Origin of the sequence: Paenibacillus lycopersici, assembly GCF_010119935.1 — a bacterium.
In the GTDB taxonomy this organism is placed as follows: domain Bacteria; phylum Bacillota; class Bacilli; order Paenibacillales; family Paenibacillaceae; genus Paenibacillus_Z; species Paenibacillus_Z lycopersici.
In genome coordinates this window covers 3,853,839-3,878,430 of record NZ_CP048209.1, presented here as the reverse complement: position 1 = coordinate 3,878,430, position 24,592 = coordinate 3,853,839, and the positions used below count along the sequence as shown (strand labels likewise).

21 protein-coding genes are annotated in these 24,592 nt (G+C 58.1%); 18 read left to right on the top strand and 3 right to left on the bottom strand.

The window, feature by feature from the left end:
• Positions 1-51 precede the first annotated feature (51 nt).
• Together GXP70_RS17050 and GXP70_RS17045 are read left to right on the top strand one after the other, a co-directional pair.
• Positions 52-1,455: an immunoglobulin-like domain-containing protein gene (locus tag GXP70_RS17050; protein WP_162357938.1), complete on the top strand. Its 1,404-nt coding sequence runs from the start codon at positions 52-54 to the stop codon at positions 1,453-1,455.
• A gap of 128 nt (positions 1,456-1,583) precedes the next feature.
• On the top strand, positions 1,584-2,147 hold the full coding sequence (locus tag GXP70_RS17045; protein WP_162357937.1) for an NUDIX domain-containing protein: 564 nt from the start codon (positions 1,584-1,586) through the stop codon (positions 2,145-2,147).
• A gap of 253 nt (positions 2,148-2,400) precedes the next feature.
• Here the strand turns inward: GXP70_RS17045 and GXP70_RS17040 are convergent, their stop codons facing one another.
• Complete coding sequence (locus tag GXP70_RS17040; RefSeq protein ID WP_225442452.1) at positions 2,401-2,844, bottom strand: C40 family peptidase; 444 nt, start codon at positions 2,842-2,844, stop codon at positions 2,401-2,403.
• Between the two features lie 303 nt (positions 2,845-3,147).
• Here GXP70_RS17040 and msrA point away from each other — a divergent pair, with 303 nt between their 5' ends.
• Both msrA and GXP70_RS17030 read left to right on the top strand, forming a co-directional pair.
• The gene (msrA, locus tag GXP70_RS17035) at positions 3,148-4,134 is read left to right on the top strand and encodes a peptide-methionine (S)-S-oxide reductase MsrA (protein ID WP_162357935.1); all 987 of its coding nucleotides are present in this window, start codon (positions 3,148-3,150) and stop codon (positions 4,132-4,134) included.
• A 332-nt stretch (positions 4,135-4,466) separates the two neighbouring features.
• Positions 4,467-5,609 (top strand): glycerate kinase, encoded by a 1,143-nt coding sequence (locus tag GXP70_RS17030; protein ID WP_162357934.1) that lies wholly within the window; start codon positions 4,467-4,469, stop codon positions 5,607-5,609.
• Between the two features lie 1,346 nt (positions 5,610-6,955).
• Here GXP70_RS17030 and GXP70_RS17025 read toward each other — a convergent pair.
• Positions 6,956-8,029: a glycoside hydrolase family 113 protein gene (locus tag GXP70_RS17025; RefSeq protein ID WP_162357933.1), complete on the bottom strand. Its 1,074-nt coding sequence runs from the start codon at positions 8,027-8,029 to the stop codon at positions 6,956-6,958.
• A 261-nt stretch (positions 8,030-8,290) separates the two neighbouring features.
• Here GXP70_RS17025 and GXP70_RS17020 point away from each other — a divergent pair, with 261 nt between their 5' ends.
• Positions 8,291-8,749 carry a MarR family winged helix-turn-helix transcriptional regulator gene (locus GXP70_RS17020; RefSeq protein ID WP_162357932.1) on the top strand — a complete coding sequence of 153 codons (459 nt, stop codon included), beginning with the start codon at positions 8,291-8,293 and terminating at the stop codon, positions 8,747-8,749.
• A gap of 265 nt (positions 8,750-9,014) precedes the next feature.
• Here GXP70_RS17020 and GXP70_RS17015 read toward each other — a convergent pair whose 3' ends face one another.
• Positions 9,015-9,647: a uridine kinase family protein gene (locus tag GXP70_RS17015; protein WP_162357931.1), complete on the bottom strand. Its 633-nt coding sequence runs from the start codon at positions 9,645-9,647 to the stop codon at positions 9,015-9,017.
• Between the two features lie 123 nt (positions 9,648-9,770).
• Between GXP70_RS17015 and GXP70_RS17010 the strand changes: the two genes are divergently transcribed.
• From GXP70_RS17010 to GXP70_RS16950, 13 genes are all read left to right on the top strand, one after another.
• Positions 9,771-10,040 carry a hypothetical protein gene (locus GXP70_RS17010; RefSeq protein WP_162357930.1) on the top strand — a complete coding sequence of 90 codons (270 nt, stop codon included), beginning with the start codon at positions 9,771-9,773 and terminating at the stop codon, positions 10,038-10,040.
• A 28-nt stretch (positions 10,041-10,068) separates the two neighbouring features.
• A complete protein-coding gene (locus GXP70_RS17005; RefSeq protein WP_162357929.1) occupies positions 10,069-10,374 on the top strand; it encodes an MTH1187 family thiamine-binding protein in 306 nt (101 codons plus the stop codon).
• Positions 10,375-10,674: 300 nt separating this feature from the next.
• On the top strand, positions 10,675-11,685 hold the full coding sequence (locus GXP70_RS17000; protein ID WP_162357928.1) for a phosphotransferase family protein: 1,011 nt from the start codon (positions 10,675-10,677) through the stop codon (positions 11,683-11,685).
• 347 nt (positions 11,686-12,032) lie between these two features.
• Positions 12,033-14,216 carry a YhgE/Pip domain-containing protein gene (locus GXP70_RS16995; RefSeq protein WP_225442451.1) on the top strand — a complete coding sequence of 728 codons (2,184 nt, stop codon included), beginning with the start codon at positions 12,033-12,035 and terminating at the stop codon, positions 14,214-14,216.
• 148 nt (positions 14,217-14,364) lie between these two features.
• On the top strand, positions 14,365-14,838 hold the full coding sequence (locus tag GXP70_RS16990) for a MarR family transcriptional regulator (RefSeq protein WP_162357927.1): 474 nt from the start codon (positions 14,365-14,367) through the stop codon (positions 14,836-14,838).
• 182 nt (positions 14,839-15,020) lie between these two features.
• Positions 15,021-16,442, top strand: coding sequence for an MDR family MFS transporter (locus tag GXP70_RS16985; RefSeq protein ID WP_162357926.1), 1,422 nt, complete (start codon positions 15,021-15,023; stop codon positions 16,440-16,442).
• Positions 16,443-16,546: 104 nt separating this feature from the next.
• Positions 16,547-17,179 carry a uridine kinase family protein gene (locus tag GXP70_RS16980; RefSeq protein ID WP_162357925.1) on the top strand — a complete coding sequence of 211 codons (633 nt, stop codon included), beginning with the start codon at positions 16,547-16,549 and terminating at the stop codon, positions 17,177-17,179.
• A gap of 270 nt (positions 17,180-17,449) precedes the next feature.
• A complete protein-coding gene (locus GXP70_RS16975) occupies positions 17,450-17,896 on the top strand; it encodes a MerR family transcriptional regulator (protein ID WP_225442450.1) in 447 nt (148 codons plus the stop codon).
• Positions 17,897-17,931: 35 nt separating this feature from the next.
• Complete coding sequence (locus GXP70_RS16970) at positions 17,932-19,395, top strand: MFS transporter (RefSeq protein ID WP_162357924.1); 1,464 nt, start codon at positions 17,932-17,934, stop codon at positions 19,393-19,395.
• Positions 19,396-19,426: 31 nt separating this feature from the next.
• A complete protein-coding gene (locus GXP70_RS16965) occupies positions 19,427-20,350 on the top strand; it encodes a DMT family transporter (RefSeq protein WP_162357923.1) in 924 nt (307 codons plus the stop codon).
• 149 nt (positions 20,351-20,499) lie between these two features.
• Positions 20,500-20,805, top strand: coding sequence for a hypothetical protein (locus GXP70_RS16960; protein ID WP_162357922.1), 306 nt, complete (start codon positions 20,500-20,502; stop codon positions 20,803-20,805).
• Positions 20,806-21,112: 307 nt separating this feature from the next.
• Entirely contained in the window at positions 21,113-22,729 is a 1,617-nt protein-coding gene (locus GXP70_RS16955) for a helix-turn-helix domain-containing protein (RefSeq protein WP_162357921.1), read from the top strand.
• A 1-nt stretch (position 22,730) separates the two neighbouring features.
• A complete protein-coding gene (locus tag GXP70_RS16950) occupies positions 22,731-24,563 on the top strand; it encodes a cache domain-containing sensor histidine kinase (RefSeq protein ID WP_162357920.1) in 1,833 nt (610 codons plus the stop codon).
• Positions 24,564-24,592 lie beyond the last annotated feature (29 nt).

Genomic DNA, 24,592 nt, shown 5'->3' with positions numbered 1-24,592 from the left:
ATGCCCCATCCGCATCTTCGCCTAATCCATGTTGGAAAAGGAGAGAGGTTCATGAAGAAATGGACAGTCGTCTTGCTCGTTCTGGCCATGTTCGCGTTCGGCGGAAGCTCGGTATTCGCGCATGGCGGTTATTCGGGCAAGGACGGCAAGAACAACCAGCAGCAGTCGTGCAGCCAGACCGTCAATATGCTTAATCAAGTGCTGCAGAAGACGAAGAACGAGCGCTCGCGCTCGCTGCTCGTCAGTCTCATCGCCTCGTTCAAAGCGCAGTGCGCGGCCGACAACGGCAGCAGCTTGAATACGCAGAAAGTGACCGAAGACAAGAATGCGCTCGCCATTCAGTACCTTGTGAACGACAACGCGAATAACGTGACGCTGCCGGTCATTCTTCCGGCCCGCGGCAAGAACGGATCAACCGTGAAATGGACGTCCAGCAATCCGCTCGTGATCTCGAACGACGGTCTGACCGTCCACCGGCAGGCGAAAGCGGATGTCGCGGTGAACCTGACCGCGGTGCTTACCTATAACAATGCTACGGCAACCAAGACGTTCCGCGTCGTCGTCAAGGGCACGTCCCCGCAGCTCTCGGATATCGAACGCGTCACGCGAGACAAGGCGGCGCTCGCGATCGGCTTCGGCGAATCCGATAACGGCGGCAGCGTGACGCAGCCGTTCAAGTCGCTGCCGGCGAAGGGCGAGAACGGTTCGACCGTGAAGTGGACGTCGATGACGCCGTCCGTCATCTCGAATGACGGCAAGGTCGTTAATCGGCCTGCGGCCGGCAGCGGCGACGTCACCGTCGTCTTCGCCGCGTACTTGCAATACGGTTCAGCGACGGAATTCAAACTGTTCACCGTCACCGTGAAACAGCAGCTGCCGGATACGCAGAAGGTCGCTGCCGATAAAGCGGCGCTTGCGATCGACTTCGGCGGCTCGGACAACGCCGGCCGTGTGACGCGTCCGCTGGACGGCCTGCCGGCCACGGGCGTCAACGGTTCGAAGATTACGTGGATCTCCAGCGCGCCCGGCACGCTTTCCGCCGATGGCAAGACGTTGAACCGACCGCCGTCCAACGCTTCCGATACGATCGTCTACATGACGGCGATTCTCTACAGCGGCTCCAGCAGCGATACGAAGATGTTCGCCTTGACCGTGAAGCGCCAATACAGCGATTCCGAGCAAGCGGCCGCCGATAAAGCCGACCTTGCGATCGCGTATCGCAGCGGCGACTCGGCGTCCGGCGTCACGCAGCCGCTCGGCTTGCCGACGAAAGGCTACTACGGCAGCACGATCACTTGGTACTCCAGCAATACGTCGGTACTGTCCAATGACGGCAAGACGCTGCATCGGCCTGCGCACGGGAAAGGGAATACGAATGTGACCTTGACCGCCATCATCAGCAACGGCGGGTCGGCCGACGTTCGCGCATTCACTGTAACCGTCAAGCAGCAGTAAGCGGCCTGCGGCGGGCGATCCTGCTTTTGTCCGATATTTGTGGTTGTACGATGCGTTGGATAGCGCTATCATTCTAGGTGAAGCACTTGTACTTGGGATCATCAATTCGGACAAATCGGGTGAAGCGAATGGGAATTAATTATTGCATGACTTGCGGAGCGCCGCTGGCGCTGCGGGATATCGACGGTACGATGCGCATGGCCTGCTCGGCGGAAGGCTGCAGCTTCGTGCATTGGGGCAATTACAGCATCGGCGTCGGGGCGCTCGTCCTGAGGGACGACAAAGTGCTGCTCGTGCGCAGGGCGCAAGAGCCGGGCAAGGGCTATTGGACGAATCCGGGCGGTTATATCGAGCAGCTGGAATTGATTCATGATTCCATCGTGCGCGAGGTCAAGGAAGAGACCGCCGTGGACGCGGAAGTCCGCGGCATCGTCGCCGTGCGCGATTTGCCGCGCAACATCCATAACGTCTATATCGCGTTCGCGATGGACTACGTGGGCGGGGAGCCGGAACCGGACGGCATCGAAGTCGATCGGGCAGGATTCTTCAGCATGGAGGAGCTCGAATCGATGAACGTCGCCGGATTTACGCGCTGGCTCATCGATGTGGCGCTGCGTTCGAAGAACGAAGGGCTGACGGAAGACAAGGAACCGCTCGTTCAATTGGACGGTCACGGCTTGTTCCGCGTATAGCGCGTATAGGCGGTACGACAAGCGGGTTGAACAAGGGAACAAGGGAACGAGAGACGGAACGACGAACAGTAGGCCGAACGGTACAATATTCAGCATCCGCGGCACAACAATCGGAATGCCAAAGCGCACAATAAACCGTAAAACGAAACGTCCAACAGACGGAACTTCAAACGCATAACGAAAGAAGCCTCTCAACGTCGCGATTGCCGCGGTGCTGAAAGGCTTCTTGCCATTTGGATGCTTCTTCGGCAGATTAATTAAGCACGCGTCTTGCCGTTACGTAATATTTCTTCCAGTAGCTCGAGTCCATATCGGAAATTTCAACGCCATTGTTGGCGCTGTGCAAGATTTTGTTGTCGCCGGCGTAGATCGCGACATGGCTGATGCTGTAGCCGTTCGTTTTGAAGAAGACGAGATCGCCCATGCTGAGATAGCCTTTCGCGACCTTCGTTCCTTTCAATGCTTGATCGAACGAGGTGCGCGGCAGCGTAATATTGAAGTTATCGAACACGTATTGCGTAAACGAAGAGCAATCGAATGCGTTCGTCATGTATGGAACCGCTCCATAAAGATAAGGCGTACCTATGTATTTCTCGCCGTAGGTGATCAATTCTTTGGATTTCTCGGTCGCCGCGCTTGCCGTTGTCGCCGTTCCTGCCGCGATGGCCGCAACGCCGATCGTGGAGCAAAGACTCACATTTAGGATGCTTTTGAGTAAAGTTTTATAAGAGAACGACATTGCTTTGCTTTCCCTCCAGCTCTTCAAGGTGTCATTTGTCTTTTTACACTATAGCACAGCTGAAACAGCGGGTTTTGGGCGAATGAGGACGTTTGTCGAGCGGTTCAGTGAAAAATGCGGCTTTATGAGAATTACGTGAGAAATTTCTCATTTGTAAACGCAAGTCTTGTCGAAACAGGGCCGGCTGGCGGCATTTGGTAAGCGAAACCGTCTTCTGGTATGATAAAGAAAGAGCTGGCAGACAGAAAGGACGAGACGAAAATGAGCGATATCAATACAGATCAAGCGCAGCAATCGGGCAGCAAGCTGGAGAAGGCGACCTTCGCCGGCGGATGCTTCTGGTGTATGGTGACGCCGTTCGAGGAGCAGCCGGGCATCCATAGCGTCGTGTCGGGCTACATGGGCGGGCATACCGCGAATCCGACGTACAAAGAGGTGTGCTCCGATACGACGGGCCATGCCGAAGTGGTGCAAATTACGTTCGATCCCGCCATTTATCCATACGAGAAATTACTGAATACTTATTGGCAGCAAATCGATCCGACCGATGCGGGGGGCCAGTTCCATGATCGGGGCCATTCGTACCGGAGCGCGATCTTCTATGAAGACGAAGCCCAGCGCGCCGCGGCGGAGAAGTCCAAGGCCGAGCTGGAGCGGAGCGGGCGGTTCGACAAGCCGATCGTGACCGAAATCGTACCGTCGGCGGCGTTCTATCCGGCAGAGGATTACCATCAGGATTATCATCACAAGAACCCGCTCCGTTATCGGATGTACCGTAAAGGGTCGGGCCGCGACGCCTTCATCGATGCGCATTGGAATACGACGCAGGACCGCGAAGCCCGCCGCGCGATGCTGACGGCGGAGCAATTCGAAGTGACGCAGAATAACGCGACGGAGCCGCCTTTCGCGAACGAATACTGGGATTTCAACGGCGAAGGGATCTACGTCGACATCGTGTCGGGCGAACCGCTGTTCAGCTCGAAGGATAAGTTCGACGCGCACTGCGGCTGGCCGAGCTTCACTAAGCCGCTCGTGAACGCGAACGTGAAGGAGAAGGGCGATTACAGCCACGGCATGATCCGCACCGAAGTGCGCAGCCGGGAAGGCGATTCGCATCTGGGCCATGTGTTCAACGACGGCCCGGGCCCGTCGCGGCTGCGCTATTGCATCAATTCGGCGGCGCTGCGTTTCATTCCGAAAGCCGATATGGAGGCCGAGGGGTACGGTTATTTCCTGCCATTCGTATAAGGCGTGGTATCAAAAGCAGGTGGATTAGGCGTGACACTTCATACGGAATAATAGAGCGTGAATGCTGTGTAGGCGTGACATATGCGGGCTGATAAGGCGAGACATTCAAGCAGGCTGATTAGCGTGACATACATGCGGGTTGATAAGGCGAGACATTCAAGCAGGCTGATAAGGCGAGATATATGCGGGCTGATTAGCGTGACATTCAAGCAGGCTGAGTCATTGGGGACTTGGTCTGCTTGTTTATGCTAGCCAGGCGGATGTGCCGGTTGTTATAGGTAAGAGAGGTAGATTTGAGTTATGATAGAGAAAAATGAGAGGGGCATTGCGGCATGAAGGTAGTATTGGCGCCGGATTCGTTCAAGGAAAGCATGTCCGCGTATCGCGCGGCGGCCGTGATGCGCGAGGCGATTCAAGGCGTTGCCGGCGGCAGCGAAACGGAAATCGTCGAGCTGCCGGTCGCGGACGGCGGGGAAGGGACGCTGGACGTCTTAATCGGCGCCATGCGGGGCCGTCTCATCGACGTGGAAGTGACGGACCCGTTGGGCGGGAAGGCTGCCGCTCATTACGGTTTGTCCGGCGATGGCGGGACGGCCGTCGTGGAGATGGCGCAGGCGAGCGGGCTGCAGCTTGTTCCGCCCGAGGCCAGAAATCCGCTGCTGACGACGACATACGGCACGGGCGAATTGATCGGGCATGCGTTAAGCCACGGCACTGTTCGCCGCATGATCATTACGATCGGCGGCAGTGCGACCAACGATTGCGGCGCAGGCATGCTGCAGGCGCTCGGCGCGAGGCTGCTCGATGCCGGCGGCCGGGAGATCGGGCGAGGCGGCGGCGAACTGCCGTGCGTGGCGGCGATCGATCTCTCCGGGTTGGACAAGCGGCTGCGTGAGGTGCGCATCGCCGTCGCCTGCGACGTGACGAACCCGCTGGTCGGCCCCCGCGGCGCATCGCAGGTGTTCGGCCCGCAGAAAGGCGCCTCGCCGCAGATGGCGATGGCGCTCGATGCGGCGCTAAGCCATTTCGCCGACCGCATTGCGGAAGCGTCGGGTCTGCGGCTGCACGACGTGCCCGGCGCCGGCGCTGCCGGCGGGCTCGGCGCAGCGCTCATGCTGTGCGGCGGCAAGCTCGAGCCGGGGATCGAGCTCGTGCTGGACGCGGTCGATTTCGATGCGCACCTGGAAGGCGCCGATTACGTGCTGACCGGTGAAGGGCGTATCGACGGCCAGACGCCGAACGGCAAAGTGATCGCGGGCATCGTGAAGCGCGCGCGAAAAGCCGGCGTGCCGGTCCTCGCATTCGCCGGCAGCCTGCAGCCGGGATACGAGAGCTTGTACGAAGCGGGCCTGCAGGCCGCCTTCGGTATCACCACGCGGCCGATGCCGCTTGAGGATGCGCTGAAGCAGGGCGAACAGAGCTTGCATCAAGCGGTGGCGAACGTGATGCGCTTGGTCGCGGGAACGAAGCGGTGAGTGCAGCGGCGGTGATGCGGCCTAGGTCGCGAGAGTTGCGGAATGGTCAGCAATGCTGTCGGGCAGGGGATTGGCCGGATGGACATCTTGCGTGGCTGTAAGATGGCAAGATTTCAGGATGGCAGAGGCCTAGATTATTTGGCCGAAGGCCGGTGAAATCGCACGAAAAGCTGCCGCCTGGGCAGCTTTTGTGGCCGAAGGTGCGGAAAGCTGCCTTTGGGAAGGAATTCGCGTGAAATGCTGCCGCAGAGCACCGAAATCCTGCCCTTGGGAAGGATTTCACGGGAAATTCTGCCGTGGAGCCCGTGGAGCACCAAAATCCTGCCCACGGGAAAGAATCACGCGATTTCCCGGTGCAAGCATCAAAATCCTTCCCTTGGGAAGGATTCCCCAGGATTCCCCTCATAGGGAGCAACTTTTTCGGCCGAAGGCCGGTGAAACTGCTCGAAAAGCTGCTCCGGCGGCAGCTTTTATGGCCAAAGGCCGGTGAAGTCGCACGAAAAGCTGCTCCGGCGGCAGCTTTTATGGCCGAAGGCCGGTGAAGCTGCTCGATAAGCTGCTCAGGAAGCAGCTTTTACGGCCGAAAGCCGGTGAAGTCGCACGAAAAGCTGCTCCGGCGGCAGCTTTTATGGCCGAAGGCCGGTGAAGCTGCTCGATAAGCTGCTCAGGAAGCAGCTTTTACGGTCGCAAGCCGGTGAAGTCGCACGAAAAGCTGCTCCGGCGGCAGCTTTTATGGCCGAAGGCCGGTGAAGTCGCACGAAAAGCTGCTCCGGCGGCAGCTTTTATGGCCGAAGGCCGGTGAAACTGCACGAAAAGCTGCTCAGGAAGCAGCTTTTATGGCCGAAGGCCGGTGAAACTGCTCGAAAAGCTGCTCCGGCGGCAGCTTTTATGGCCGAAGGCCGGTGAAACTGCTCGAAAAGCTGCTCCGGCGGCAGCTTTTATGGCCAAAGGCCGGTGAAACTGCTCGAAAAGCTGCTCCGGCGGCAGCTTTTATGGCCGAAGGCCGGTGAAACTGCTCGAAAAGCTGCTCCGGCGGCAGCTTTTGTGGCCGAAGGCCGGTGAAACTGCTCGAAAAGCTGCTCAGGCGGCAGCTTTTGTGGCCTAGGGCCGGTGTAACTGCTCGAAAAGCTGCTCAGGCGGCAGCTTTTGTGGCCGAAGGCCGGTGAAGTCGCACGAAAAGCTGCTCCGGCGGCAGCTTTTACGCTTGTTGTACGCCCAGCATAGGCGTCATCTCCGGGTGAATTCCCGAACGGGGGGTTAGCTGCCGCCTCCTACTCGATGGCCAGCTTCCAGGCAACGGACCAGCTCTTCCGCAGCATCCATCCTCAGTTGCGCAGCATCCATCCTCAGTTCGACTCCCCATACAACTCCGCCATTCGCCGAAACGACGCTTTCGGCTCCCACGGCATGCCGGGATAGGCCGTCTCGCGTTGGCTGCTTCCATCACTATCTCCTTCGCCGAACGTCTTGACGACGCTGTAACTAGCCATGTCCAAATCGAACTGCGGCCGGTCGCTGCCGGGATAGAACGGCATGACGAACGTGAACCAGAACGCGCCGTTCACCTGTTCTTCCTCGAAGATCGTCAGCAGCTCTTCCATGTAGCGGGTCTGCTCATGCTCGTCCCGCGCATAGTCGCCTTTTAATCGCGGCGGCGACTGATCGCGGTCGACGATCGCCCAGCCGTAACCGCCTTTCTCGCCCGCTCCCGCATACGTGCAGCAACCGAATTCAAGCACGATGACGGGCTTGCCGTGTTTGGCATACGAACGCAGCTTCTCGCGGTAGGTTCGCCGGGTAAACCGATCCCGATAGCAATCGACGCCGACGTAGTCGAACGGCGCCCAATCTACATGCTCCCAGACGCCCGAAGCATACGTCAGTTTGCCATGGAAACGCGCGCGCACGACAGCTGCAGCTTTGCTCAGAAAAGCATTCAACCGCTTATGGAACGAGCCTTTCCGTAGCGTATTCTTGATCAGCTTCCATGGATTCATCAGCGTCTGCATGCGGTCGAAAGCCGTCTCGCCGCTCACGAGTCCTTTCATGAAAAACGTCAATTCGCAGCCGACAACGAAAATCACATCCGGAGAAAGCTGGCGCAGCTCCTCCGCCGCTTCGGCACATGCTGCAAGGTAAGCTAAGGTCGCTTCTTCGCCGGCATTCACGTACGAAGGGGAGAACCATACTTCAAGGCCTTGCTCGATGGCGAATCGCGCCGCTGCTGTCAGCCGGTCAATGTCTTGACCGGAGATGCGGACGGCGTTGCAGTGCAGATCATGCCGGATGATTGCCAGCTCCTGCCTAACGATCTCGGGTTCGAAACGTTCGCGAGACGAATAGGCTTGACTGCGCGTGTAGGTGCCGACATCGTAATGGATGCCTTTCCGGCTTAGGCTTAATGCATGATCTTCATTCATTGCGTTTCACTCCTGACTTGTTTCGTCTATAGGTGTCCATGTTCGTTTGCACCTTGTCTATTTGCTCCATGTTCGCTTGCACCGTGTCCGATAGTTCCGGTTTCCACTTGTTCGATGCTCGCTCCGTATCTTCTTGTCCCAAGCCAACGAGCGTGATATAGTAAATAAAAAATAACTATATTCTCCTATTTATCTTTATATCATGCCTATAAAATAAACAAATATGAACGAGTTGTCAAACGCCAGGAGGAGGGGCGCCGAATGAACAAGGAGGCCGGGCAGATCGCCGCGAGCTACATGCAGCTGATACCGCTGCTCTACCGCGCGATGGATAATCCGAACGACGAAGACAAGGAATGGAAGGCGCCTGCTGAAATCACCCATCTTCAGGTGCATATCCTGGAGGAGCTGTACCAGCATCCTGACGGCATCGCGATGACGCCGCTGTCGCGTCTGATTCGCGTATCCAAGCAGCAGCTCACCCCGCTGGTCGCCAAGCTGGAAGAGAAGGGTTACGTCAGCAAGCACGCGGATGCGAGCGATAAACGGATCGTCCGGCTGCGGTTGGCAGAGAAAGGCCAGCAGCTTGTCAACGAGCGCTGGGGCAACTTCCATCACGGGCTCGTGCGCCGTATGGAAGGACTGAACGGGGAGGACCGCAGCGATCTCGCTTACGCGATCGAGAAGTTGACTCATATTCTGCGAAGGCTGCCGACATAACGAAGAGCCGCGAAGAACGCGGCTCTTGCAAGCAAGACTATGCAAGTAAAGCTATGCCAGCTCGATCACAACGTCGAACGACGATTCTGCGAAGGCTGCCGACATGACGAAGAGCCGCGAAGAACGCGGCTCTTGCAAGCAAGACTATGCAAGTAAAGCTATGCCAGCTCGATCACAACGTCGAACGACGATTCTGCGAAGGCTGCCGACATAACGAAGAGCCGCGAAGAACGCGGCTCTTGCAAGCAAGGCTATGCAAGCAAAGCTATGCCAGCTCGATCACAACGTCGAACGACGAAGGCGGGCGGAGACGGGTGAAATAATAGGTCTCCGCGGAGTCCCAGCGCGCATGCCATTCGGTGTCCTCGCTGTTCTCGCGCTCGTTATGGCGCCGGTAGCGAGTTGCGGGCGGCACCTCGATGAGGATCGAAAGGCCGATCAGATCGAGCAGTTCCGGCAGCGTGCCGTAAATGCCGTCGAGCAGGATGACAGCCGCAGACTGCACCGTTACCGTATGGGCCGCGAGGCGATCGTCCGTCTCGAACGAGAACGGCCGGTAATTGGCGCCATGACCCGCGAGCAGCGGTTCTAGCGCTTCGCGCCGAAGCCGACGCCAATCCATGCACCGGCGGCATTTCTGCTCGTCCGTGCATCGATCCCATTCCGCGTCGGGAACGGATGCGTCGAAGAAGTCGTCGATATGCACGACGGCCGCCGGAATCCGCCATTCGGCCAGCTGCTCGGCGGCCAGGTGCGCCAACGTTGTTTTGCCGGCGCCGCTTCCGCCGTCGATCGCGGCGATGAACGGAATCGCATGCATGGCTTGGGCCGTCCGGACGGCATGCGCGATCGCGTTCGCGGCAGCGGTCAGGGCGTGATCTGGCGAGCGTGATGTCATGGCAGCACTCCCTTTCGCATAATTAGGTGTAATGAACGTAAGCACCTATTCGCGATTTGCGTTGCATATCCCTTCCGACGCGTCATGATGTGGTATGCTAAAAGATGGAAAGGGGCGATATTCATGCATGCCAGTCCGGGGCTTGTCGTGCTATGGATCGTGCTGGTGCTGCTTCCGGCCGCCGCAGGCTGGAGGCGAAGATGGCGGCCGTTCGCCGTTTATGCGCTCGGCTGCGTTATTTTTATCGTGGAAGCGAACCGCGGCAACGACGGCTGGGACGACTTGGCCGACGTGGCTACCTTGGTCGTCATCGTGCTGCCGTTATATGTGATCGCATCCGTCGTCTGGCTGATTCAAATCGTCGTCGGCAAATACCGCAAGAAGCATACGTAACCCATTCCAGCTTACAGGAGGGACAAGCATGGCAATCGTACAAGTGACCATCGTTCCGCTCGGAACGTCATCGCCAAGCGTCGGCGCCTACGTGGCCGCCGTCATCGACGTGCTTCGCGAAGCGCCGGAACCGATCCATTACGAGCTGACGCCGATGAGCACGATTATCGAAGGCGAGCTGGACAACTTGCTGGCCGTCGTACGGCGGATGCACGAGGTGCCGTTCGAGCACGGCGCGATGCGGGTATCGACGTCCATCACGATCGACGACCGCAGAGACAAGAAGGGCTCGATGGAACAGAAGCTGAAATCCGTCGAAGAGAAGTTGAAATAAAGCTCCGCCGATCGAATCGACGAGCCCTTTAAAGAAGGCATCGCCAAAGCCGGGAAGGGCCGAGGGATGCCTTTTGTTCTGATCGTGCATGACCGGATGCCGCTCGAAAGCGCGACGTTCGACTCCAAAATAACAAGAAAACCCCGAGCCATTGGCCCGGGGTTGCGTATGCCGATCCGTAACAAGAACTCTACCAACATCATACCAAACCCTTCCGAAACAGTCTATATTTTCGTGCGGAAATTCGTTAATATTCTAGATGCCGGCCGGCAAATCGATCGATTGGGAGGATGCTTCGGCATGGACCAGCAGCAACATCTACATCCGGAAGACCTAACAAGTTTCGCGATTCAAACGTTTGGACACGATTATCGGCCGGCGGGACTGACGCGGCTGTATGGAGGCGCGCAGAAAGTCATATACGACGTTGCTTTCACGAACGGCTTCCATTGTCTGCTCTACATCTGGGATATCAGCCAGAATTTCTTCAAGGAAGAGATCGAAGAAGCGGATCGGGCATGGCATTCGTACGGTGCGGATTTGTTCGCCTTGAATCACGATTTTCTGACGAGGCACGGGATTCCGACGCCGGCGCTGTATGCCTTGAACCGCGAGCGGGAGCGGTATTCGTTCGATTACGCATTCGTGGAATACGTCACCGGTCCGAAGCTGGAGACGTATTTGACCGAACCGGGAACCGGTTCCGCGTCGGGGCCGAGCGCGTCGGCGAAGCCGGATGAGCTGATGGAGCAATTCGCCGACATCGTGAAGCGGATGCATGGCATCAAGGGCTTCGCGTATGGTCAAGCGGTCGCCGACAACGTCAATGCAGCGGACCAGTCGATTCCGTGCCATCGGCATCAGCTGATGAATGCGGAGCAGCAATTGGCGTATGCAGCACGGCACTTGGAGGAAGCGGCGGCCAACCGGGATCGGCTGCTGAAGAAGCTGTACGAGCTGGAAAGCCGGATTGCGCCCCGGCGAGCGTACGGCTTCATCCACGGAGAACTGGGGCCCGATCATGTGATTGTGAAAAATGACGCCGAGCTCTACTTGATCGATATCGAAGGGGCGAGCTTCTACGACGTCGAGCATGAACACGGCTTCCTGCATCTGCGCTTCGGCGAGCATTACGAATGGCTGCGGGACGAGTCCATCGATCCGGCAAGGCTGGCGTTCTATCAGCTGCACCATTACCTGTCGCTCACCGCCGGCGGTCTGAAACTGCAGCAGCGGGGGTTCCACGACCAGGCGCTCGCGCGAGGAATCATGGAAAGCAATCTACGCCGAGCGTTGCAGTTCGTAGGCTGAACGTTAGCGGCAGGGCTTTTGCTCCAGCCATAAGCCCGTTAGTACACAGCAGTCATTCACACAATGGCGTGGAGGCTTGATATCGTTCGACAGAGTACGGTTCACGGTCGACGGACGGTACAAGCGGTACGGGGACTGGCGCAGATATGCAGATATGCAGATATACGTTGAACAGCCGGTTTGACGAGGGCTATGGTTATTCGACGATGCCCGCCCTTTCAGTTCAGCTTGTTGCCCCGCAGGGATATTTCCCTTGCGGGGCTTTGTCGTGAACGGCATGGCATGCATACGGACGCATAATTTGCCAGCCCGGGGGAAAAACCAACAAAACGACAGGAGAGGGAGCGATGCAGATGAAACTGTTTCACGTGTTTGCCGGCGAGTTCCGGACCTTCATACGAACGCCGATGCTGCTCGTGACGTTCGCCGCCGTGGCGCTTGTGCCGATTCTGTACAGCGGCTTCCTGATCCGCGGAACATGGGACCCGTACGGGCAGCTGGCTTCGCTCCCGATTGCCGTCGTGAACGAGGACCGGGGAGCCGAATTCGAGGGCAAGACCCGCAACGTCGGAACGGAATTCGTCGACGAGCTGAAGTCGAACGAGCAATTCGCCTGGCATTTCGTCACGCCGGACGAAGCGTTGAACGGCATGAAAGGCAACCGTTATTACGGCACGATTACGATCCCGGCCTCTTTCTCGGCGGATGCGGCTTCGCTGGAGAGCGATCATCCGAAGCAGGCGGAAATTCGCTTCGAAGCCAACAGCTTCAATAACTTCATTGCCGGGCAAATCGGCGAGAACGCGATCAAGGAGCTGCGAAACCGATTGTCCGCGACGTTGACCGAAGCGTATTCGCGGGCGATATTCGCGCAGTTCGAGACGATTGCCACAGGCTTCAGCGACGCGGGGAAAGGCGCCGGCGAGCTGCACGCGGGCGCGCAGACGCTCGGAGACGGCATTCATACGCTGAAGGCGAACCTGGATGCGCTGGCGAACGGGACGGGCCGGATGGCCGGCAGCGTCGGACAGCTGCGAACCGGCGCGGGTTCGCTGCGCGACGGCGCTGCCGCGCTGAAGCAAGGGGCGGGCGACCTGGCGAACGGCGCGAAGGCTATCCAAGACGCCGTCGGCAAGCTCGATCAAGGCGCATCATCCGCCGTAAGCGGCAGCCGGACGCTGGCGGACGGACTGAAGGCGTTCAAGACAGGAGCAGACCGCCTATCGGACGGATTGAAGACGGCCGCTGACGGCAGCCGCTCGCTTCAAACCGGACTCGCCGCGTCATCTGCCTCGAGCGCTGACCTGGCAAGCGGAGCAAGCGAAGTCGCTGTCGGACTGGAGCAGTTCGCCGCCGCGCATTCCGATCTTGCGGAGGATGCCGCATTCCAGAAGCTGCTGGCGGCGAGCAAGTCGGTTGCGCAAGGGAGCAAGACGCTCAGCGAAGGCCAGCGGCAGCTGCTCGCCGGCAGCCAGACGCTTGCCGCCGGGAACGGAACGCTGGCCAGCGGCGCGCAATCGTTGAGCGGCAGCGCGCAGCAATTGGCCGGAGGCGCGGAACAACTGCGTACGGGCCAGCTATGGCTGCAGAGCGGGCTGCATGCGCTGAGCGGCCAGCTGCCGGCGTTCGCGGACGGCGCCAGGAAGGCGGGCGACGGGGCGGCGAAGCTGAACGGAGGCGCTGCCGCGCTTGCCAGCGGCATCGGCGAATTGGCGTCGGGCATCGATCAAGCGGCGAGCGGCGCGAAGAAGCTGGACGACGGGGCGGCCGAATTGGATGCGGGCGTGCCGAAGCTGGCGGACGGCAGCGGCAAGCTGGCCGACCAGCTGAACGCCGCCGCGGCCAAGACCGCTGCCGTTAAGGCGGACGATGCTTCCGTTCGAATGCTCGCCGACCCGGTAGCGATCGTATCCAATGACGACCGCAAGGTGAGCGTGTACGGAAGCGGCATCGCGCCGTACTTCATTTCGATGTCGCTGTTCGCGGGCGCGCTCGTGTTCACGACGATCTATGCCGCCCGGGGCACGCGGGTTGCGGACGCGACCGGCCCCCGGCTGCTCGTCGGCAAACTGATCGTGTTCGGCCTGATGAGCATCGTGCAATCGCTCGTCGTCTGCACCGTGCTGCTTACGATGCTCGGTCTGCATGTGCAAAGCGTGCCGCTGTTCTATCTGTTCACCGCCGCGACGGGATTGACGTTCATGCTGCTCGTGCAGATGCTGGTCACGTGGCTGGATCAGCCGGGCCGGTTCATCGTGCTCGTCGTGATGATCTTCCAGCTGGCTTCGAGCGCCGGAACATTCCCGCTGGAGCTGCTGCCGGGCTGGGCGAAGTCGATGCATCCTTGGCTGCCGATGAGCTACAGCATACAAGGGCTGCGGGACGTCATCTCGAGCGGCGACTTCAGCCGGGCATGGAGCCAGATGGGCATGCTGGCCATCTTCGCCTCGGGTTCGCTGATGCTGACCTGCGTTTATTTCATGACCCGCGAGACCGATGACGACGAGCAGCTGATGCCGGCCAAGGTTTGAACGCGCCGCCGGCAGCTTTCGCTCTTGTTGACGTCATTCACAGGAGACCCGGCAAAGCGTGATGGCATACTTCCTTCGGAGTCTGTAGAATAGAGGGTAAATAACCGCGTTGTTTACCCTATGACGCCGGCGGTTCGGAGGACAGGCCATGAACAAACACGAACAGGTCATGATGGATCTCAGGGATGTATTTAACAAAATGGCTTGGCTGAACAAGATCAAGATGGAAGTCAGCTTGAAGGGGTTCAAGCCCTCTGAAGTGCATTGCATCGAACACATCGGGAGACATGCGGATTCCAACGTGACGAAGCTTGCGGAGTCCTTCTATATGACGCGAAGCGCCATAAGTAAAATGACGAAGAAGCTCATGGACAAAGGCCTCATCGAAAGCTACCAGAAGGCGGAGAACAAGAAAGAAATCTATTTCAGGCTTACCGAGCAAGGGCAGGCGGTCGACAAGATCCATGAGGAGCTGCACCGGGAGTTTCAAGCGCGGGATAAGGCGGTATTCGAGACGGTAACCGAGGAGCAATATGACGGTATGCTCCGTTTCTTGGGCAAGTACAGCAAGCATTTGGATGCCGAAATCATGAAATCGGGTGCAGATGCGAAGTCGGAATAAAGGCGAATAACGAAAGGCAGCCTAATGCGATGCGGGCAGGCTGCATTTTTTTGCTTACTTTTTTGTTGACTAGGACACAAAATGGAGGTATGATTTTGGTGCCAGGGAAACAAAATTCCGATGCGAACGAACTGACAAGGGAATGCACGATAGCACGCGATAACATCTGAGAGGAAAATCCTATGAAACCAAATCCAATGAAAGCCCCCGGTTTGCCCAGAGACGTGCTTATCGCCGCCTGGGCGATCGCGCTGGGAGCCATTGCCCCGATGCTTGACTCCACCATGGTGAACATCGCCGTCGACAAGCTTACGAAACAATTCCATACGACATTGGATATCATTCAATGGGCCATTACAGGGTATGTGCTGGCTCTTGCGATTGCGGTTCCGGTATCCGGATGGCTGATGAACAAGTATAACGGGAAGCGCATCTTCATCGGCGCAGTCGTCGCCTTCGGTGCCATTTCAGTGCTCGCCGGCTTGAGCTGGAGCAGCGGGAGCTTCATCTCCTTCCGGCTGATTCAAGGCTTCAGCGCCGGGGTCATCACCACGCTCATGTCAACGCTCTTGGTCAAGACCGCGGGTCCGGAGAATTTGGGACGAGTGATGGCCATCGTCAGCACGCCGATGATCTTCGGTCCCATCCTGGGGCCCGTAATCGGAGGCTTCATCGTTCAAGGCGCGTCATGGCGCTGGATTTTTTTCATCAACGTGTTCATCGTGCTCATTGCCGCGCCGCTGATGATGAAGAAGTTGCCTGACTTCGAACCGTTCAAGAAGGATAGCAAATTGGATGTATTCGGGATCGCTGTTTTGTCGTGCATGAGCGCGGCATTGATATACGGTATTACGAAAGCGGCGGATCACGCTACCTTCTACAATCGCGCAGCCGTCCTCTGGGTGGGCGTCGGTCTCGCATTAGCCGTCATTTACCTCGCCTATAATCGAATCCGCAATAATCAAACCGTGCTTCCGTTGAATTTGTTTGCGCATAAGCGCTTCTCCGCTGCCAGCGTCGGGTTGTTCCTGGCGAACATATCCATTATGGGGCCGATGCTTATCTTCCCCTTGTTCTTTCAGCATTTTCGCCATTACACGGCAATCGAAGCCGCGCTTGCGTTAATCCCGCAAGGCGTCGGAATGCTCGTTACCCGGCCCCTGATCGGCAAAATGATCGATCGGCTCGGCGCGAAATACGTGGTTATGGTCAGCCTGGCGATCTCGCTGATCGGATCGGTTCCGCTTATCTTCATCACCGATCATACGAGCATGGTTTGGATAGCCGTCGTATTATTCATCCGCGGAACCAGTTTCGGAGGAATCATTCTGCCTTTGACGAGCGATGCGTATACAGGACTTGACAGCAGGGAGCTTCCCGAAGCAGGCGTAGGGATTAACATGATCGAGAACCTGGGTTCGAGCTTCGGTTCAGCGATTGTCGCGACAGTGATCTCGGCGGTCTCTCAGGGCTTGCAGCCCACGATCGCCAATGAGCTGAAAGGTTACCATGCCGCATTCCTCGTGTCCGTCATTGTTCTTGCGGCCATCTTCATTCCGGGTTTATTCCTGACGCATAAGAAACGAATGCCTTCCCGACACTAGATGACAACCTTAATCCCCAACTGCTAAACTGGCATTATCTCCCTGAAGGCTTGCCGTCAGGCCGGCCGGCGATGGGCAATCACTTCAAGCAAACGGAGGAAGAGATGAACAAGGTGATCGAAGAGGTCGTCAATCGGTTAAGCGGCAGGAATGGGCGAACGATTATCGGGATTTCAGGTCATGGCGCCTCCGGCAAGACGACGTTAACCCGACAACTCGTCGAGCTTCTCGGCCCGGATCATGTGAACGTGATCAATACGGATACCTATCTGATCGGCTCTGCTCTTAGGAAATATACTTTGATCAGCTACGACTATCGCAACGAACGCCATCAAGACAAAATGACGGCCTGTCATCCCGCGGCGCACAACAGTCTGGCATTGGAGCGAGACTTGCGGATGATTCGAGACGGGATGGATCTGTATACCATACGCACGGAGTTTGCGGAGCAGCAACTGATCTCCCCGCATAACGGCATTACGATCGTCGAAGGGATGACCGTCGCGTTTACGAATCTCGATTTGTATGATTCGACGATCTACTTATACACCGACGGCGAAACGGAACTGACGCGCAGAAGCGATCGCGACGTGAATGAGCGCGGCCGGGACATCGAAGCGTTAAGGCAATCGCATGACGAGCGCAGAATCCAATATGAATTGTTTATGCATCCCCGCTGTCATCAGTTCGATATAATCATCCGAAGCTCCAATGAAGGCTGCGTGCTTGAGAAATAACGACGAGTTAAGGCGGCATGCCGTTCGAACGCCGGATCGCATGACGCCTTTTTGCCGTGCTTTCGGCTCTCAGAGCTTCTGCACAGCCGCCGCTGCATGCCTCGCTCCGCTTTAACGCCGACACTCGTTAATTCCGTTGATAACGGACTGCCCATGCTCCCCTGGCAATTCGGTTATTTTTTCAAAATCTAACGTTAACGTAATCTTGAATTTCTGCTATGATAGCAAAAGCTGATCAAACATTCCGACTGGAGGGAGGTACTACACAACTTGGCGCCTTCGGTGAAATTATCGATGGAAGAAGTGACGGAGCGGCTCGGGATTACGTCCCGTACGCTGCATTATTACGAGGAAATCGGGCTGCTCCCGGACGTCGCGCGGACGGAAGGCGGTCATCGCATCTATGACGAGGCGATGGTTGAGCGGATTGCGCATATTTTGCGGCTGAAGCAGGTGCTTGGCGCTTCGCTGCAGGAAATCCGCGACATCCTGCAAGCGGAGGAAGAGCTGGATCGCATTCGGGCGAGCTATCGCGGCGAATCCCGGCTTGAAGAACGCGACCGGCTGCTGGATGAAGCGGCCGAGCGGCTGCAGTCGATCATCGCGCATATCGACGAGAAGATGGCGAAGCTGGATGCGATGCGGCAGAGCTTCGGCGCGCGGCTCGAACGGGCGCATCGGTTGAAGCAGGAACAACGGGAAGCGGCAGATCGCTGAACGCGAGCGTGAACGAAGAGAGGTCGATGAATGACATGAACGATTCTAGAAAATGGTGGATTTTATCCGTAACGAGCCTTGGTTCTTTATTGTCGGCGCTTAATTTCAGCACATTAATTATCGCGCTGCCTGATTTATTGAAAGGCCTGCACGCATCGCTGCTGCAGGCAATGTGGGTCATGCTCTCTTACATGGTCGCGCAAACCGTCATGGTGCTGATGGCCGGCTCGCTGGCCGACCGGTTCGGCCGCAAACGCGTGTATATCTTCGGCATGCTGCTCTTCACCGTCGTCTCCCTGGCGGCCGGGTTCGCGGACAATGCGCCGCTGCTCATTGTTTTCCGGATCCTGCAGGGCATCGGCGGCGCGATGATCATGGCGAACAGCACGGCGATCGTGGCCGACGCTTTCCCGAGAGAGGAGCTCGGACGCGCGCTCGGCATCAACATCATGGTCGTCGCGGTCGGTCAAATCATCGGACCGGTGCTCGGCGGCTGGCTGACGGAAGCCTTCGGCTGGGAGTGGACGTTCTGGTTCAATGTGCCGTTCGGCGTCATCGGCGTGATTTGGGGATTCAAGGTGCTCGGCATGAAAGACGACAAATTCGCGGCTCCGAAGGCCGGAGGCTTGGATCGCGGCGGCGTTATCACGTACGTGCTGTCCATTACGGGCCTGCTGATCGCCCTGACTTGGGGGCCGATCCAGAGCTGGACGTCGCCGGTCGTATGGATCTCGGGGCTGTTCTTCGTCGTGCTGTTCCCGCTGTTCCTGCGCTGCGAGAAGCGCCATCCGAACGCGCTGCTGCATCTGCCGCTGTTCGCGAACCGCGTCTTCTCCTTCGGCATCGTATCGGCAACGTTAAACGCGATCGCGCGCATGGGCGTCATGTTCATGCTGATCTTCTACTTCCAGGGCGCGCTTGAGAAGGATGCCCTGGTAGCCGGAATCATGACGATTCCGCTGGCGGCGGGCATGCTCGTCGTCTCGCCGGTCGCAGGCATGCTTGGCGACAAATACGGGGAGACGATGCCGGCGACGCTCGGATTGTTCCTGAACATCTTCGGCATGGCGGGGCTTGCGCTCGATACGGGCCTGGATACGCCGTTCTGGCATCTGGCCGTCTACATGACGATCATCAGCGTCGGCTCGGGCCTGTTCAACTCGCCGAACTCCAGCAGCATCATGAACGCGGCGGGGCCGAAATACCGCGGCGAAGCGTCCGGTATCCGCTCGCTGACGACGAACATGGGCATGATGCTCAGCATCGCCTTCTCGATGCCGATCGTCACGCACAGCATTCCGCATGAAGCGATGCTCGCGATCTTCTCCGGCACGCAAGTCGGCATGGACGATAAGTCTTCGCTCAACGGTTTCATTTCCGGCCTGCATGCCGTATTCTGGTTTATGGCCGCCTTGATGGCGCTGGCCACCGTATTGTCCTACTTGCGCTCCACCCGGAACGCCGGCGCTTCCGGGGGAGCGACCATTCATCATAAATAACCGTTAGCGGTATGCAAGGAGTCAACGAACGATGCCTGACCGTACTGTCATGCTCAAGTTATGGGGCGTATCGCTGCTATGGGGCTGCAATTATGTCGCGAGCGCGTATTTACTTCGGGATTTCTCGCCGATCCTGCTTTCTTTCTCGCGCCTTGTCGTCATGTCGCTCTTCCTGATCTCGGTCGCGCTCGTCAACAAATCGATGCGCAGGCCGACGAAGCGCGAGTGGCTGCTCCTGCTGTGGGCCGGCATAGCCGGCACGCTGATCAACCAGCTGTTTTATTTCACCGGACTGGAGCACTCGACCGCAGGCAACGCCGCGCTGATCGTCGCCTTGTCGCCGATTGCCACGACGCTCCTGTCGCGGATCTTCCTGAAAGAAGTCATCTCGTGGTCGAAATATTCCGGGACCGTCATCGCGCTGGCCGGCGTCGTCTGCATCGTGCTGTACAGCGGCAAGTCGATCGGCATCTCGATCGGCGACATCAATCTGCTTATCGCCACGCTTGGCCTCTCCGTCAGCCTGCTGTTCATCCGTAAGCTGACGGTCGGGATGTCGTCTTACGAAATCACGATCTACGCCACCGTCATCGGCACGATACTGATGACGCCGGCGGTCGGCTACGAAGCGCTCAGCGGCCAGTCGCACGGCAGCCACCAGCTGATGCATTGGCTGCTGCTGATCGCCGTCGCCGTGATCGGACAGGGGCTGGCCGGCTTCTGGTGGAACCGGGGCATCGCGGTCGCCGGGCCTTCCGTCAGCGCGATGTTCATGAACATTCCGCCGTTCATCGCGATCGTCGTGAGTCACTTCGTGCTTGGCGATCCCATCAAGCTCGCGCAGATCGGAGGCGGCGTGCTCATTCTGGCCGGCGTCGCGATCGCGAACATGAAGCTGCCGAAGATGCTGAGCAAGTCCCGCGGCAAGTCCGTCGGCTTGTCGCGGGCGGACTAACCGGCTACCTTGTGCATCTCAGTGCATCGCATTGAATTTCGAAGGATAAAGACCGTTCAACGCGGTTTTTATCCTTTTTGCGTTTATTTGCAGCATCGTTTCACATGTCGACAGGCCCGGCATATGGTGAAGGAAGGTGGTGATGATACATGGATTATGGTTTCACGCTCGGGGATTGGGTCGTGTACACCATGTGGGGCGCATTCGTGTTTATGATTCTCGATTTCGTGATCGCCTTCGCCCGTTCTTTCTGGTCGGGAACGTTCGATACGACATTCATCGGCTATCTGAAAGACATCCTCTATTACATCGTGCCGCTGAACTTTATTCTCTCGCTGACCTCGATCGACCCTACGCACTACACGCTGATCGTGCTCTATTTTATCGGCGGCGCGTCGATCATGATCAAATACGCCGTAGACATCGTGCACCGATTCAGAACGTATACGCGCTGACCGTACGCGTTAAGACGGCTGCGTTCGTTGCGATCGCCATACGCTGTTCCGACATGCATCTCCGTCCGTTCGATGACGTTTCGCTGCGGACCGTTGTTAAAGACGACGGGGATGCATGTTGGCTGAACAAGCGAATCCATACAAGCCAACGCGTACGCGTAAGCGAACTCGTTGTTGAACGAACGGACAAGCTTCACGAGCGGGAGCGGCGATATCGGGCCGCTTGATAGAGGCGATCATTGCCAAGGCCGAAATGATGGAGTATCGTATGCATATGGCTGCCTACTTCGCTGCAGGAGGTTCCCGCATGTACAGTGTCATGATCGTGGAAGACGAAATGCTCGTCCGGTTGGGATTCAAGAACGCCGTCGCCTGGGACGCGTACGGCATGACGGTATGCGCCGACGCGGCTAACGGACGGGAAGCTCTGGAGCACTTCAACGGCGGCATCCGGCCGGATGTCGTCATTACCGACCTGCGCATGCCGATCATGGACGGCCTCGAGCTGATCAAGCGGATCCGGGCGTTCGACGACCGGACGCGCATCGTCATCCTGTCGTGCCTGGAGGATTTCGAATTGATGCGCCAGGCGATGCAGCTCGGCATTAGCGGCTATATCCTGAAGCTGACGATGACCGACGAAGAGGTCCATCAGGTGCTTACGCGCGTGCGCGACGAGCTCGTCGCGCAGCGTGCCGTCGGCACCGCAAGAGGCATTATCCGCAACCCCGATTCGCTGAAAGAAAACATCATCAAAAACTTCGTGTTCTACAACCTCTACTCCAACGACGAATTTACCCGCCACATCGAGCAATTGAAATTGCGCCTGCATCCCGAACGGCTCATCGTCTGCATGATGGAAATCGACCATTTCGAGCAGGTCCGTGCCAAATTCAACGACGCCAAAGGCGAGCTGATCCGGGTCACGCTCATGAACGTGCTGGGCGAACTGCTGGAGCAGTCGCAGCGGGGAGAAGTCGTCTCCGACGAAGACAAGCGCTACTTGTTCCTCTTCAGTTTCCGCGATCGATCGAGCGAGCTGCATATTCGCGAAGAATTGACGGGCATCCTTCGGCAGATCCAGAAGGTGATGAAGCGATTCTTCAACATTTCCGCCACGTTCGGCATCAGCGGCATGCTGACCGGGTATGCCGCCCTGCATGATCTGTACCGGGAGAGCGAGCGGGCCGTCGGGCAGAAGTTCTTCTTCGGTACGGAGAAGCTCTTGTTCCTGCGCGATATCGCAACCGGCGCCTTGGAGGAGAATGTCGCCCGCGCCATCGAGCGGTATTGCGAGCAATGGCTGCAGTACGAAGAAATCGGCCATAAGGAGCTTGCCGCGATCGTGCGGTCGTTCCTCTCGACCGGCAGGCTCGGCGACCGGCAGGACATTCGCAAGCTGTTCGTCCGTCTGCTGCACGGACCTGCGATCACGAACATCCTGAGCGAAACCGAAGTGGCAGCGCTCGCGGCGAATCGCAGCGAAGAGCTGCAAGTGTGCGAGACGCTTGACGAATGCGCGGCCGTCTACGGCAAGTTCCTGCTCGACGTCGAGGCCGCCCGCGGAGCGAAGAAGCAGCTGGGCAAGGACATCGCCCGCGCCGTTCGATTCATCCAGGAGCGCTATAGCGAGGACATCTCGTTGCAAGAGATCGCGGAGCTGCTGGAGCTGTCGCCGAATTACGTCAGCCTGCTCTTCAAGAAGGAGCTGCGGCTCACGTTCTCCGAATACGTGAACCGCGTCCGGCTGGAGAAGGCGAAGGAGCTGCTGCTCGGCACGAACCTGAAGTCGTACGAAATCGCTCAGCGCGTCGGTTTCGCCGACGACAGCTACTTCAGCCGGGCGTTCAAGAAGCATACCGGCGTGAGGCCCGGCGGCTTTCGCCGCCTGTGGATGAACGAGTGGACGGGAGTGACGGAATAGGATGGCGCGCAGAGGGAGATGGCGGCTTGCGGGATTTTCGCTGAAGGCACAGCTCATTCTATCGTTCATGGCCGTTACGCTGCTCGTGCTTGCAATCAGCTCTTACTACAGCTACACGAAGACATTGGCGCTGTTCAGGAACAAGACGCAGGAGACGACGATGGCGCAATTTCGCCAGATTGAATTGAATACGCTTACATTGCTGCGGGAGGTCGATAAGCTGTCGAACACGTTCCTGCTCGAGACGAAGGTGCAGGCTTTCCTGCAGAATGCCAAGCCGACCAACCTGGAGTTCATCGGGCTGGAGCGGGACATCACGGAGCGAATCATTCAATATTTGACGAACTACGATTACCTCGATTCCATCTATATCTTCGGCGACAACGGCAGCGTGATCGGAGGGACGCTGGCGCAAAATCAATCCACGAACACGCTCGGCAAGCAGTATCCGTTCTACGGTACGCCGTTGTACGCCAAAGCGAAGGCCAGCTTCCCGCAGCCGATCTGGCAGGGCGGCATGACGACGATCGATTTCATGCGTTCCGCGATTCCGGTCGGCTTGACGAACGCGCATCTGATCTCCTCGCTGCGCGGCATTCGCTGGATCGGCGGCAGCCGGATGAACGCGATACTCGTGTTCAACGTCAACGAGCGGTATTTCCAATCCAGCTACGGCAGCCTGCAAAGCTCGCCTGACGGCTCGCTCACCATCGTAGACGGAGCCGGCACCATCATTTCCAGCACGCTGACGGACACGATCGGCGAAGCGTACCGGTTTAACGGCGACATCGCCGCGGACCGCCGCTTCGGCAGCTTCTCGTCCAGCCGCGGCGGCACGCCCGAGCAGGTCATCTATTACCGGATGGCGGATACCGGGTGGCTGTTCGTGAACGAAGTGCCGACGGCGCATTTTACGAGGGACGTCGTCGCGATCCAGCGGTTCATCGCCGCCGTGTTCCTGCTGTCGCTGCTGCTGATCGTTATTTTCTCCTCGCTGTGGATGAACCGGATCATGAAATCGCTCCAGCTGCTCGTGAAAGGGATGAAGCATGTCGGGCGCGGCAAAATCGGCCTCACGCTGGAACAGGCGTCGAATAAGGAAATCGGCCAGCTGATCGCCCAGTTCAACAGCATGTCGACGGGCATCCTGGAGCTGATGCAGCAGAACGAGGAGGCGGAGAAGCAGAAACGGCAGCTGGAGATGGAGGCGCTGCAAGCGCAGATCAATCCGCATTTTCTGTTCAATACGCTCAATACGGTGAAGTGGATGGCGGCTGTCGCCGACGCGCCGAACATTATGGCGTGCATGACGAGCCTCGGCAGCATGCTGCGGCCGATCTATTACGATCCGTCGCCGATGTGGTCGATCCGCGAAGAGATCGAATGGGTCAAGCATTATGTGAACATCATGAACTATCGGTACGGGGACGAGATCCGTTTCGAAATCGACGTGCCCGATCGGTTGTTGTCGTGCCGGACGCTCCGGTTCATGATCCAGCCGTCCGTGGAGAACGCGATCATACACGGCGAGAGCCGTAAAGGACTGATTCGCTTGTCCGCGGAGGAAGCCGGCGGCGATCTGACGATCGTCGTCTTCGATACATGCGGAGGCATGGCGCCGGAGAAGGTCGAGGAGCTGAACGCCAAGTTTCGCCTGACGGACGCCGGCGAGCAGACGTCCAAGGGCATCGGCTTGTATAACGTGCATAAGCGGATTCGTCTGCATTACGGCGAGCAGTACGGCATTCGGGTGCAGAGCACGGAGCATGCCGATACGAGCGTGATCATGCGAATTCCGAACATTCCCGGCGCGGCGGCGAATCAGCCGGCATGAAGGCGGCGCTTCGACGCCGGTCGATGCCT

Coding starts and splice junctions, on each gene's coding strand:
- GXP70_RS16985 (WP_162357926.1), top strand. CDS start 15,021: ATGAAACCAAATCCAATGAAAGCCCCCGGTTTGCCCAGAGACGTGCTT.
- GXP70_RS16990 (WP_162357927.1), top strand. CDS start 14,365: ATGAACAAACACGAACAGGTCATGATGGATCTCAGGGATGTATTTAAC.
- GXP70_RS16980 (WP_162357925.1), top strand. CDS start 16,547: ATGAACAAGGTGATCGAAGAGGTCGTCAATCGGTTAAGCGGCAGGAAT.
- GXP70_RS16955 (WP_162357921.1), top strand. CDS start 21,113: ATGTACAGTGTCATGATCGTGGAAGACGAAATGCTCGTCCGGTTGGGA.
- GXP70_RS17000 (WP_162357928.1), top strand. CDS start 10,675: ATGGACCAGCAGCAACATCTACATCCGGAAGACCTAACAAGTTTCGCG.
- GXP70_RS16965 (WP_162357923.1), top strand. CDS start 19,427: ATGCCTGACCGTACTGTCATGCTCAAGTTATGGGGCGTATCGCTGCTA.
- GXP70_RS17030 (WP_162357934.1), top strand. CDS start 4,467: ATGAAGGTAGTATTGGCGCCGGATTCGTTCAAGGAAAGCATGTCCGCG.
- GXP70_RS17045 (WP_162357937.1), top strand. CDS start 1,584: ATGGGAATTAATTATTGCATGACTTGCGGAGCGCCGCTGGCGCTGCGG.
- GXP70_RS17010 (WP_162357930.1), top strand. CDS start 9,771: ATGCATGCCAGTCCGGGGCTTGTCGTGCTATGGATCGTGCTGGTGCTG.
- GXP70_RS16950 (WP_162357920.1), top strand. CDS start 22,731: ATGGCGCGCAGAGGGAGATGGCGGCTTGCGGGATTTTCGCTGAAGGCA.
- msrA (WP_162357935.1), top strand. CDS start 3,148: ATGAGCGATATCAATACAGATCAAGCGCAGCAATCGGGCAGCAAGCTG.
- GXP70_RS17020 (WP_162357932.1), top strand. CDS start 8,291: ATGAACAAGGAGGCCGGGCAGATCGCCGCGAGCTACATGCAGCTGATA.
- GXP70_RS17005 (WP_162357929.1), top strand. CDS start 10,069: ATGGCAATCGTACAAGTGACCATCGTTCCGCTCGGAACGTCATCGCCA.
- GXP70_RS17050 (WP_162357938.1), top strand. CDS start 52: ATGAAGAAATGGACAGTCGTCTTGCTCGTTCTGGCCATGTTCGCGTTC.
- GXP70_RS16995 (WP_225442451.1), top strand. CDS start 12,033: ATGCAGATGAAACTGTTTCACGTGTTTGCCGGCGAGTTCCGGACCTTC.
- GXP70_RS16970 (WP_162357924.1), top strand. CDS start 17,932: ATGAACGATTCTAGAAAATGGTGGATTTTATCCGTAACGAGCCTTGGT.
- GXP70_RS16960 (WP_162357922.1), top strand. CDS start 20,500: ATGGATTATGGTTTCACGCTCGGGGATTGGGTCGTGTACACCATGTGG.
- GXP70_RS17015 (WP_162357931.1), bottom strand. CDS start 9,647: ATGACATCACGCTCGCCAGATCACGCCCTGACCGCTGCCGCGAACGCG.
- GXP70_RS17025 (WP_162357933.1), bottom strand. CDS start 8,029: ATGAATGAAGATCATGCATTAAGCCTAAGCCGGAAAGGCATCCATTAC.